At 54.5% G+C, this 12,062-nt stretch carries 8 protein-coding genes and 4 tRNA genes; 9 read left to right on the plus strand and 3 right to left on the minus strand.

The window, feature by feature from the left end; genetic code table 11:
* Positions 1-223: 223 nt before the first annotated feature.
* The 4 genes from ENN68_07860 (at position 224) to ENN68_07875 (ending at position 3,244) form a co-directional block, all read left to right on the plus strand.
* Positions 224-298, plus strand: a tRNA-Met gene (locus ENN68_07860).
* Positions 299-307: 9 nt separating this feature from the next.
* Entirely contained in the window at positions 308-1,603 is a 1,296-nt protein-coding gene (locus tag ENN68_07865) for a TIGR00375 family protein (GenBank protein ID HDS45986.1), read from the plus strand.
* A gap of 133 nt (positions 1,604-1,736) precedes the next feature.
* Positions 1,737-1,810 (plus strand) — tRNA-Lys (locus ENN68_07870).
* Positions 1,811-1,825: 15 nt separating this feature from the next.
* Positions 1,826-3,244 carry an NAD(P)/FAD-dependent oxidoreductase gene (locus ENN68_07875; GenBank protein ID HDS45987.1) on the plus strand — a complete coding sequence of 473 codons (1,419 nt, stop codon included), beginning with the start codon at positions 1,826-1,828 and terminating at the stop codon, positions 3,242-3,244.
* A gap of 56 nt (positions 3,245-3,300) precedes the next feature.
* Here ENN68_07875 and ENN68_07880 read toward each other — a convergent pair whose 3' ends face one another.
* Positions 3,301-4,407: a hypothetical protein gene (locus tag ENN68_07880; protein HDS45988.1), complete on the minus strand. Its 1,107-nt coding sequence runs from the start codon at positions 4,405-4,407 to the stop codon at positions 3,301-3,303.
* 363 nt (positions 4,408-4,770) lie between these two features.
* Between ENN68_07880 and ENN68_07885 the strand changes: the two genes are divergently transcribed.
* On the plus strand, positions 4,771-4,980 hold the full coding sequence (locus ENN68_07885; protein HDS45989.1) for a DUF131 domain-containing protein: 210 nt from the start codon (positions 4,771-4,773) through the stop codon (positions 4,978-4,980).
* A gap of 15 nt (positions 4,981-4,995) precedes the next feature.
* On the opposite strand, the gene ENN68_07890 is transcribed toward ENN68_07885, so the two are convergent.
* A complete protein-coding gene (locus tag ENN68_07890) occupies positions 4,996-6,411 on the minus strand; it encodes an adenylosuccinate lyase (GenBank protein HDS45990.1) in 1,416 nt (471 codons plus the stop codon).
* 177 nt (positions 6,412-6,588) lie between these two features.
* On the opposite strand from ENN68_07890, the gene ENN68_07895 reads away from it, so the two are divergent.
* The 4 genes from ENN68_07895 to ENN68_07910 all read left to right on the plus strand — a co-directional run bounded on the left by ENN68_07895 (position 6,589) and on the right by ENN68_07910 (position 8,502).
* Entirely contained in the window at positions 6,589-7,452 is an 864-nt protein-coding gene (locus tag ENN68_07895; GenBank protein ID HDS45991.1) for a hypothetical protein, read from the plus strand.
* Between the two features lie 61 nt (positions 7,453-7,513).
* Positions 7,514-7,586 (plus strand) — tRNA-Arg (locus ENN68_07900).
* 308 nt (positions 7,587-7,894) lie between these two features.
* Positions 7,895-8,230, plus strand: coding sequence for a 50S ribosomal protein P1 (locus tag ENN68_07905; protein HDS45992.1), 336 nt, complete (start codon positions 7,895-7,897; stop codon positions 8,228-8,230).
* Between the two features lie 197 nt (positions 8,231-8,427).
* Positions 8,428-8,502: transfer RNA gene (locus tag ENN68_07910), tRNA-Glu, on the plus strand.
* A 202-nt stretch (positions 8,503-8,704) separates the two neighbouring features.
* Here the strand turns inward: ENN68_07910 and ENN68_07915 are convergent.
* Positions 8,705-11,875 (minus strand): hypothetical protein, encoded by a 3,171-nt coding sequence (locus ENN68_07915; protein ID HDS45993.1) that lies wholly within the window; start codon positions 11,873-11,875, stop codon positions 8,705-8,707.
* Positions 11,876-12,062: the final 187 nt, after the last annotated feature.

Genomic DNA, 12,062 nt, shown 5'->3' on the forward strand with positions numbered 1-12,062 from the left:
CTGTCACGGACGTCGTCAGAGCGTACGGACCGGACCATCTGTCACTCAACAGGGACGTGCGCTACACCATGAGGAGGTTAGGGTGCACCTCTCGCATGGGCTGGCTGGCTACAACGGGAGGGTTGACTGGCACAGCGAAACCTTTTATTTCCTTCTATCTTATCTTTATATGCGCTCTTCTCTATTCTCTATTCACTCAAGACAGCAGCGCTGAGTGAGCGAAAGCGGGGTAGGGTAGTTAGGATATCCCGTCGGGCTCATAACCCGGAGATCGGTGGTTCGAATCCATCCCCCGCTATTGATCTGAATGATTCTTACTGCCGATCTGCACATCCATTCGCGGTATTCAATGGCTACTTCTCCGCAGATGGATTTACCAACGATTGCAGCACAGGCGTTAAAGAAGGGAATCCAGCTCATTGGCACGGGCGACTGTCTCCATCCGCGGTGGTTGGCTGAGCTCAAGCAGTTAGAGGAAGATGACGGCTTCTTTCATCTCACGAGCGACGCCAATGGCCCGGCCACGCGGTTCGTGCTCACTGTGGAGGTCGAGGATCTGCGGCGGGTGCACCATCTGCTTATCGTGCCGACGATCGCAAAGGCCGAGGAGCTGTTTGAGGTTTTCAGGACACACTCGCCTGATATCGAGACTGACGGCCGGCCCACGCTTCGATTGACCGGCACGGAGATCGCCGCGTACGCGCGTGATGCGGAAGCATTGATCGGGCCGTGTCATGCATTCACACCGTGGACTGCGCTGTACGCCTATCATAATTCGCTTTTGGCATGCTACGGTGATATGATGGAGTATCTCTCGTTTGTTGAGCTGGGCTTGAGTGCTGATTCGTCCTACGCGGACAGAATAACCGAATTACGCGATCTTACGTTCCTCACGAACTCGGATGCCCATTCGCCCTACCCGATTCGGCTGGCACGCGAGTTCAACCGCTTTTCTGTCCAGGGGTCGGGTTTCGAGGAGCTCAAAGCAGCGATCAAGCGTGAGCGCGGTCGGGAGCCGGTGCTCAATGTGGGCTTCCCACCGGCTGCGGGCAAATACAATGAGAGCGCGTGCACACGGTGCTATGCGCACTATTCGCTGAGGGATGCAATAGCATGCCGCTGGCGCTGCGCCTGCGGCGGCCTGATAAAGAAAGGCGTGCGAGACCGTGTGAACGAGCTCGCGGATTGCGACGGTCTGCATCCGGAGCACCGACCTTCGTATGTGCATCTGATCCCGCTGGCAGAGGTCATCGGCCTGGCGGTCGGAAAAGCACCGAATTCCAAAGCGGTGCAGGATATCTGGGCGGCATTCCTCGCGGAATTCGGCTCGGAGATCTCCGTTCTGGTTGACGCGCCTGTTGCGGCACTCGAAGCGCTACCCGGTGGTATCACTGCTGATACCATAAGCAAGGTCGTGGCGGCAATACAAGCCTTCCGGGACGGGACCCTCGTTATTATGCCCGGTGGTGGCGGCAAATACGGCGTTATTCAGCTCAAACCAGAACCGCAGGCGCAGCTGCACGAAGGCTTCGGAGCGTACGAGGTTGATTCAGCGCCGATGCCAGTAGCGAAGCGGCAGCTCTCGCTGCTCGATTTTTCCTGAGCTTTCGTGCTTCTCTCTCTCTCTTTCTCCCGCTCATGGTTCGATCCGTTCGTTACATTTGTGCAGATCAGAGGATCGTGAAGGAGGCAAGACCCCCTTAACCTTTAAGTAACCGTGGGATTAAGGTATTGTGGGGCCGGTAGCTCAGTAAGGTAGAGCAGCAGGCTCTTAACCTGCCCGCCGGGGGTTCAAATCCCTCCCGGCCCGTTGCGTGCCCGAGAGATGACGCGAGATTTTTATGATGTTATCATAGTGGGAGCAGGCCCGGCAGGGCTCTTTGCCGCGCATGAGTTTGCCGCGCAGTGGATGGGCGAGGGCGGCTCGAGCAAGCGGATCCTGGTGATCGAGAAAGGCAAGGACGTTGACGAGCGCCGCTGCTTCATCGAGGAAGTGGGCTACTGCAGTCATTGTAAAGAATGCAACATCATGTGCGGCGTTGGCGGTGCGGGCACCTTCTCGGACGGCACACTCAATCTGCGACCGGACGTGGGCGGAGATCTCGCGGAATTCTGTGATCACGAGACCGCATGGCAGTTAGTGAAGGAGGTTGACCGCATCTTTCTCGAATACGGCGCCCCGAAGAAGCTGTACGGCGGTACCGATGAGCAAGTGGAGGATTTACAGCGTCGCGCGGCCTCGGTCGGCGCCAGCTTCATCGAGATACAGCAGCGACATATCGGCTCAGACAGGACGAAAGCAGTGATCAGAGCTTTTAAAGCTGATTTAGAAGCGCACGGCATCGAGTTCCTGCTCAATGCGAAAGTGAGCGACTTGCTGATCGAGGAGGCGCAGGGAGGTCGCATCTGTCGGGGCGTGCTCCTTGAGACGGGCGAGTTGATCAAGGGTGAGTGCGTGCTTCTCGCGCCCGGGCGAATTGGTGCGACCTGGGTCGATGCGCTCATTAAAAAGCACCAGATCGCAGCGGAATACGCGGCGATCGACGTCGGTGTCCGGGTCGAGGTGCCGGCAATCACCATGAATCCTGTGACCCGGATCAACCGCGATCCGAAGTTCCATATCAGAACGAAGCGTTATGACGATTTCGCACGCACATTCTGCACCAATGAGCGCGGATTTGTGGTGAAGGAGGATTATACCGACTTTATTGGTGTTAATGGTCATTCGATGAAGAGCAAGAAGTCGAAGAATACGAATTTCGCGTTCCTCGTGCGGGTCGCGCTGACTGAACCGGTGGAGAATACTACGCGGTATGGCCGCTCGATTGCGAAACTGGCGACGACCATCGGCGGTGGCAAGCCAATCCTGCAACGCATGGGCGACCTGAGACGGGGGCGGCGGTCAACCTGGGATCGAATCAGGCGGAATCTGGTACGCAATACGCTGACTGATGTCACGCCCGGTGATATCTCCATGGCACTGCCGCACCGGATCACGATGGACATCATCGAGGGTCTGGAGAAGCTGAACGAGATCATACCTGGGGTTGCGTCGGACTCGACCCTGCTCTATGCGCCCGAGATCAAGTTCTATGCAATGCGGATGCAGGTAGACGAGAACATGGAGACCGAGGTGAAGAACCTCTTTGCTGCGGGCGACGGCACGGGTTTATCGCGAGACATTGTGAACGCCGCTGCTACCGGCATCCTCGCCGCGCGAGGTGTGATGAACGTCTGTGAGTGATCGCCTGATACGTACGTACGTACGTACTCCGTATCAATCAGTTAAGTGGTTTGTTCTTATTCGGTGGAGCTGTGGTACCAGTACATGATCTCAGGCGGCAGCCCGAAGCCGTCCTTCTGCAAATTCGCGACGAGCAAGAGCGGCAGCGGACTGAGCAGGAAGGCAGCGCGCATATAAAACTGTGTCACCGGGCTCTCCAGGATCATGCTCTGGGTGGCCTCAGAGAGCGCGGATCTATTCCCGACGACCGAGAAGGTATCGGCGCCCGTGGCCCGGTACTCTTTATGCCACGCGATGAGCGGTTTGTTCTCGCCACTCCAGGAAACGAGCAAGAGGCAGTCGCCGCGGCGCGGTTTGGGCGCTAATTCGCCGCTCAGATACGCTTGATCGCCCATAGCACGTTTCACATGCTGCAATCTGATTACCGTCATCTCGGCGACGTTCTTCGCGGGGCCGCCACCGCCGACGGTGACATGACCGCGCGTGCTCATGCTCCTCGCCAGGGTCCGGTACACCTCGGAATTGACGTATTCGTCAATGAGCCGGCCCACCATGGTCATCTCGCGGTTGATCTCGCTAATCACCCACTGGTAATCGCGGCCGTCGTTGATCGCCTCCTTGATCTTCTGAAAGAGTACCATACTGGCAAGCTCGTAGACGTCATTCATGATACCGCGTATGAGCACCCGGTTTGTCTTCTCCGCTTTGCTCTTAGCACCGCTGAGCTTGAGGAGCGTGCCGTATTTCCGCCCGATCCGGCCAATGGACGACCGCGGCTTGGAGGTAACGACATCGATGCTGAACTGCCCATTAGCGTCGTGCTTGCTGATATAGCCCGCCATATCGTGCGCGATCGAGGTGGGCGTGGTGGTCTTTCCGCTGCTGGTGTTGATCACCAGGCTAATTTTATTGTACCGCTCGGCGAGCACGGGTGCTGCGACCAGGATGTTGCGACCCGGGAAGTCGAGGTCCTCCACCATCTTCACTTCCTTGTGGATCTGCCCGATGCCGATCCGAAGTGCGGCCTTTGAACGCCCTTCAGCAGTGAGCACGAGGCAATCCGCATCCTGGAGATGCTCGAAGAGTCTTCTGACCTCGTCCTCACCAATGCTGAGGACGTTCTCTGCCGTCTCGTTTATATAAGGATAATGACAAATGTCCACGATGCTCGAACCATCCCTCTTCCTTACGTTACGTACCGATTAACACCTATCGGTTGATAGGTGCAACATAAAACCTTATTTCTTCTTCTGCGTGGCCCGCGTATGCTCGCGCCAGGAGCTCACCTGCTGACTTTCCGCTTATGCCTATTATCAGCCGCGCTTGCATAAATACCCGTGCATCTCCAGGACCGCGTAATTTCTCGTTGCCTGCTGTTCTGGACACCGCATTGCCCAAGATTTAACTACTGTGGACGGATAGATAGGATAGTACGTCCTGAAAGGAGAGACCAAGAGAGACCGATGAAACTCATCACGCTCGGGTTCCTGATCGTTCTGATCGGCATACTGGTAATCATCGCGGGTATGTTCAGCACGGTCTATCAGTCGTGGAAGACCGGCGCAGAAGTCGGCGAGGAGAAGCCGGCTGTGCGCGGTGGCGGCGTGATCATGATCGGGCCGATCCCCCTCATCTTCGGCTCTGATGCAGGTGCGGTGAAGGTAGCAGTGATCCTGGCGATCGTGGTGATGCTTCTGGCGTTCGCGCTCTTCTATTTACCGCGGTGGCTGGTATAACCGACCGAACTGAGATCACTCTTTCAGTATCAGAAGAAACCACGTATTGGGATACCTGCGCGATAATTCATCCTCCCAATATCGCGCGATCTTCTTCGTCTTCTCTGCGGCTATGCCGGTGTACTGTTCGGGATTGAAGACCTTATCACGCTGGCCGTCCGTGAACTTAGTGAGATAGGGTTGGATCTCCGTATCGGTGTGAACGAGCTCTTTGAGCGTTTTCCGCTCGTTATACGCCCGGAAGGTCATTCGCCGCACGCACTCGTGCGCATCAGGATGCCCGTAATACGAAAGCAGGATATACAGCGGCTCAGCAATAATCGTGTCCTGTGCCCGCAGGAAATTCGTACGCATCATCTCACGGTCAACCGCGAGCCGCTCCGCGATTTGTGAGAGGCGCCGTACGCAGTAATCGAATACAACGAGCAGCTCCTGGATGTAGCGTTGTGAGGCGGAATTCGTGAGGTCGCGCTGATGCTCGGAGATCTGGTCGAGGTGCATGGTTATGGTTTGCGGCATGAACTTTTTCCAGAGGCTCTTCACGTTCTCAAAGCCGATCGGGTTGCGTTTATGGGGCATGGTGGAGGAGCCGACCTGCTCGGCTGCGACGCGTTCCATGACCTCGCTGATCTCGCTCCGCTGCAGGTGCCGCATATCGTCGCAGAAGTTAGCGAGTACGGAGAAGCTGCTGATAATGGTGTGGACGAACTCGGCCATCGGCTCGGGCGGCACGATCTGTGTGGAGATCGCCGCGGGTTTCATACCCAATTCGGTAAGAACTGCGGTCTCGAACGCTTCGGGATCCTCAACGAGTACTGAGGTCGCGTTATAGGCGCCGACCGCACCGGAGAACTTACCGACCAGTTCCTCAGCGGCTTCCTGTACCCTGATGATCTGGCAGCCCCAGCGGTTCACGTACTGCGCGAGCGCGAACCCGAAGGTGATGGGCTCGGCGTGCTGCCCGTGCGTTCTGCCGATCTGGAGCGTGTCCTTTTCGTGCCATGCCAGCTCGATCAGTGTACGCTCCAGGGCGAGCATATCCGGGATGATGACCTTCAGCACGGCATCTTTGTACCTGAGCGCGTTGGCGGTATCCACAACGTCGTAGGAGGTGGCGCCGAGATGTACGAACGGTCTCGCTTCTTTGCTGACTCTGCGCTGCAGCACATTGACGAGCGCGCGGATATCGTGTTTCGTTTTCTGCTCCTCGGCATCGACCTCTTCTGCCGTCAGGTCTGCGGCCGCAGCGGCGATCTCGTCGCTTAGCTCCTGCTTCAACAGGCCGCGGCTCGCGAACACGGCTGCGAGTGCGACCTCAACCTTCGCTTTGTACCGTACGTACGCCTCGTCGGAGAGATACGCACGCAGATCATCCACCGCGTAGCGATAGTCGGTGGGCGAGAATGCGGAGAAATCGATCTCGTTCGTCATTTTCTACCGGTCTGACTGAATGAATCACATATTATTCGCTCTCCGTATAAAACCGTTTCCCGAATTCTGGTACCAGCGCGACCGTTCGTTCGCACACAGGCTGCTGGTGGTCATGCTGCGAGCGCAAAGCTTTCTTTCTTTGCGCGCTCCCTTCATTAATGAGGTACGGTGCGTAAGATGAAGTTCACAGGCTCACTCGCGGCAGCAGACCGTGACAAGGCATGGTATGAGCTGGTGGGTGTGCCCTTTGACGGCAATGCAGGCATCAAAGGCGCGCGGTTTGGGCCCGCGGCGATCCGAAGTGCCTCACAGCGGTTGGAAACGTTCCTGTGGGATCGTAAATTAGAGCTCTCTGATCTGCTCTATTTTGATCGTGGTGACGTAACACTCGAACACTACCGAAAGGGCCGGAGCGATCGTGTGCCAGAGTTTGAGCGGGCCAGTCGGAAGATGATCTTCATGGGCGGGGACCATTCCATCTCCTATCCGCTCGTGAAACATCTTTTCGAGCACGGTGACCTGGATAACGTGATCGTTATTGATGCGCACGCGGATTTCAGAGATTCATACAAGCGTAACCGGTACTCGAACGCGAGCGTGATGCGGCGCATCGCAGAGCTCGTGGGGTTCGAGCATGTCCTCGAGATCGGTGTCAGATCCTCGTCTGAAGAGGAGTACTGGACGTTGCAGGATCGCATAACGGTCTGCGATGCCCGGGCGGTGAGGGAGAACGGATTACCCACGCTCATGCAAGAGCTGGGTGGAGAAGCGGAAGCGGGGAAGACATACCTATCGATCGATATTGACGTGCTCGATCCGGGCATTGCGCCCGCCGTGGAGCATCCCGAGCCGGACGGTCTGGGGCTTGCGGAATTGCTCGCTTTACTGCACGTGATTTCGGCATGCAGAGACATCGTGGCCAGTGACGTGGTGGAGCTGAACCCGCGCCTGGACGGTATGAACGGTCTCACGAGCCTGCACGCGGCACGTGTGATCTTTGAGCTCCTGGCCTGCTTCGGTGCGCGCGAAAAGCGTTATTAACACGGAAGACTTAGTTCTTTACGGCAGAGCTCGGAAAGCATCTTGACATAACCTGTCGTGTGGGGCCGTGTGGTAGCGGACTATCCCGTCGGGCTTCGGACCCGGCGACCTGGGTTCAAATCCCAGCGGCTCCGTTCCCTTCCGTTCCCTTCCGTTCCCTTCCCTTTCCTCATCCTTCTTCTTCTCTTGTTTCACCTGGTCGAGTCGACCGGGAAGGACTCACGTAGATCGAACAATTCGGTGGCGGTGGTCGGTGCCGAAATGAGCGTTTTCATGCGTTCGTTTGCCCCTGCGGATGACCACACACGCGCGTCGTTTAGCTCCGGCACGGTACGTGCTCGTGAGCGGCAGGTGTTTTTAAAGCCTTATATGTAATACCGCTCAAGGTAGAGAGTAAAAAGGCAGTTTGTAAAAGAGGAGAGATAAGGAGGTACTCGTAAGGATGGAATATATATACGCTGCATTACTCCTGCACAATGCTGACAAGGAGATCACTGAGGAGGGCGTGACGGCGGTCATGGCGGCCGCGGGGCTTACACCGGATCAGGGCAGAGTGAAGGCGTTGATTTCCGCACTGAGCGGTGTGGACATTGAGGAAGCGATGGCGCAAGCGCAGCCGGCGTATGCACCTGTAGCGGTGGCGGCGGCACCGGCACCGGCAGCAGCAGCGGCACCGGCAGCAGCGAAGGAAGAGAAGAAGACGGAAGAAGAGACCGAGGAAGAGAAAGAAGAAGCAGAAGAGGCAGGAATGGAAGGGCTCTCGGCACTGTTCGGGTAGATAAGGCTGCTCGAACGGTCGACCACGGGAGGCCTTCTCCCATTCTCTCTTTTCTTACTTTTCGGTTCTCGCGTTCATCGATTCGATTCGTTTCGATTCGCAACGTGCTAACTACGCTCAACGCAGTAAAGCAGAGTAAAGCAACGAGAAACAGGAGTGCGATTTTTTAGCCTGTTGGTGAGAACGACGATCTTCATGCTCCGGTAGTGTAGCTCGGCCAATCATCTCGGCCTTTCGAGCCAAGGACTCGGGTTCAAATCCCGACCGGAGCACTATTTTACCATATATGGTAGTTCTATCTTTGCTCTGATAGTACAGCGGTATCGCCGGTAGTATCCACCCCCTTCCGTGCCGCTCGCCGCTCGGTCTAAGAACTCCGAGCAAGGCAGCTATTTCCTGCCATTTGCCTTGACGTCCACGAACTCTCTCGAGGCGGCATTCCCCAAAAAGATAAAATAAAAAGGGGAAAGAGGATTAGCGCCTCTTTCTTCCCGTTATCGTTACAGCTGCTATGGTCGCTAGCAAGCTAACAAGTGCAATGAGGCCAATGGGCGTCATCACGGGCACTTGCGCCCGCTGTGGTGCGGCACTCACGATTAATTCGGTGGGGTCATCAGGTGGTACTGTAGCAGGATCATCAGTAAGCTTCTGGGCATCGTTGATTCTATCGCAATTACTGTCGTAGTTCACCGTTCCCTGGTTCGAAATGTTGGTTCCTGGAGACACGTTGGTAGCAACGGTGACACAGAAGGTAAGTTCGACAGAGCCATTCGCAGGAATAGCGCCGTTCCAAATAATCATGTTTGTCGAGTCGTTGTACTCGATGGTACCAGAACTTGCGTTGGCTGAACCATTGATATAAGTTGTGTAATCCGGAATAGAATCCTCAAATTCGTTCCCCGGATTATCCGCTGAGCTGCAATTGCCCGTACTGTTGATCCATACGGTATAGCAAATAACTTCTCCGGGCAATAATGGAGCCCCGTTCACATCCACCGCAACTTTAGTAGCAGTAACATTGGCTTTGATCGGGCACTCGGCCAGTGGATTACTATCTGAATTTTGTGCAGCCCCTGGTATGTTGTACGGTACTGTCGTTCCGTCCCAATCATCCCAGAAGTTCCCGGTCCAGTTGTTCGTTTGATTTATTTCCATGTCTATCGCTTGCGGGGTGTTGTTGAAGAAGCAGTTCAGGTGGAGCTCGTTGTAGAAAGAATTAGCATCGACGTGCGCCCCGGTTAAAAGAGCGGTATTATTCACGATCAGGTTATAGATAACCGTAGTGTTGCTTGAATTGTCCAAGTGTATCCCATGGTCATTGTCATGAACATAGTTGCACGAGATCGTGAAGTTATCGGTATCGTTCACATAGATACCATACTCGGCATTCGAAATCGTATTTCCGTCGACCAGTAACGCGCCAACCGTGAAGGTCGCAGCATCGGCTAGAGTTACCCAGAAATTGTTAAGGTAGAAATAGATGCCGTAACCGATGCCGCGGCTCGTGATAATATTGCAATTAAAAGTAATATTCCCCATCGTAAGTGAGGAGTTGCCCTCGAGGGGCGCTCTCACCGCGTCCCAATCGGAATTGTTAACGTAAATGCCACTTCCGTTACAGGTTATGCCATTGTTGTTCACCTGAACATCGCCAATAACCACCGAGGAATTGTCATTCAGCGCGTCACAATCGTTGCCTCCATACATGTTTTGCAGGTAGATACCATCTCCGCCCGCAATGATGAGGTTGCCGTTGATCTGGAAGTGCCCGAAGATGGCAGTCGAATTGCCGTACATCTGATCGCCCACATCGTACAGGACATTGGAGAAGTACATCCCGTCGCCGGTGGCGTTGATGATGTTATTATTGACCTCGATCTCGCCGAAGTGCACCGTGGCGGAATCGTCCATGTCACCAGCCAGAACGTAAGCGAAATATTCGGTGAAATTCATGCCGATTCCGCTTGCCGTGATGTCATTGTTGTTGATCTGGAAGTGCCCAAAGGTGGCAGTCGAGTTGCCACTCATAGTTCTGCCCACATCGTACAGGACTCTATGGAAGAATATCCCGTCACCGCCGGTGGCGTGGATGATGTTGTTATCGACTTCGATATCGCCGAACTGCACCTGAGAGAAATCGTCCATATAACGGGCCAGTTGATAGGCGAATCGATCGCTGAAATTCATGCCGATTCCGCTTGCCGTAATGTCGTTGTCGTTGATCTGGAAGTGCCCGAAGGTGGCAGTCGAGTTGCCACTCATAGTTCTGCCCACATAGTTCAGGACCTCGTCGAAGAACATTCCGTCACCGCCGGTGGCGTTGATAGTGTTGTTATTGACCCCGATCTCGCCGAACTGTACCTGAGAAGAATTGTGCATATTATAGGCCACCCTCCAAGCGAACCGGCCTAAGCCGCCGAAACCGAAATTCATGCCGAGTCCGCCTGCATCTATGTCGTTATCATTGATCTGGAAATGCGAGAAGGTGGCATTCGAGTTGCCGTACATATAGTAGGCCACATAATACAGGACCTCGTTGAAGAACATCCCGTCGCCGGTGGTGGCATTGATGGTGTTGTTATTGACCTCGATCTCGCCGAACTGCACCTGGGAGGAATTGTACATTTCTACGGCTAATTCGTAGCCGAAAGCACTGAAATTCATGCCGATTCCACCTGTTGCAGTGATGTTGTTGTCGTTAATCTGGAAGTGCCCGAGGGTGGCATTCGAGTCGCCTCTCATAATTCTGCCCACCTTGTACAGGACATAGTTGAAGAACATCCCGCCGCCGGTGGCGTTAATGGTGTTGTTATTGACCTCGATCTCGCCGAACTGCACCGTGGCGGAATCTTCCATCTCACAGGCCAGCTCGCGGGCGAATCGACTGGAGAAATCAAAGCCGATTCCGCCTGCCGTGATGGTGTTGTCGTTGATCTGGAAGTCCCCGAAGGTGGCATTCGCGTTGCCGGACATATCGTAGCCCGCCTGGTATAGGACCCAGATGAAACGCATCCCGTCGCCGGAGGATCTGATGTTGTTCTCGTTGATGAGGACAGTGCCCATGATTGCCGTGGTAGTTCCATACATCTCATAGCCCCATCGATTAAAGTCATCCAAATACATGCCTACAGAGCCTGATTCTATCTGGTTACGGCAGAACTCGATGTTACCCCTGACGAACGATGAATTGTCAGACATGTCACTGCCATGGTTTGTCAGCCCACCGTTGTGGATGCCATAATTGTTGCCTGAACTGATATTGTTATCGTTAACGAGCACAGTGCCCGTAATTGCACTGGCATTCCCAGACATGCGGTATCCCCATTCATCAAAGTCATCCAAATACAGGCCGTAAGAGCCTGATTCTATCTGGTTACGGCAGAACCCGATGTTACCTCTGACGAACGATGAATTGTCAGACATATCACGGCCATGGTTTTCCAGCCCACCGTGGTAGATACCGCGATCGCCCGAACTGATATTGTTATCATTAACGAGCACATCGCCACAGGTAGCATTGGCATTATCATACATCATATATCCCCAGTAATTGAAGTTATTAAAATACATACCCCGATCGTTGCTGCTAATGTTATTCTCATTCACCATAAAGCCGTCCCAGGAGCAGTTAGCATTGTCGTACATCTCAGCGCCTATATAGCGCAGTTGCGGGACGTATATGCCGTAACGGCAGTTGATGATATTATTCCGTGATGTCCTGCAAACCGTGACTTTTATATACGCCTGATCTAATAATTTACTCCATGGCAGGAGCAAATTCAAAAGACCAGATATGTTTGAATCCGGATTGTCCGGACTACCGAAAGAGAAA

This window comes from Methanomicrobia archaeon (assembly GCA_011049045.1).
GTDB lineage: Archaea > Halobacteriota > Syntropharchaeia > Alkanophagales > Methanospirareceae > JACGMN01.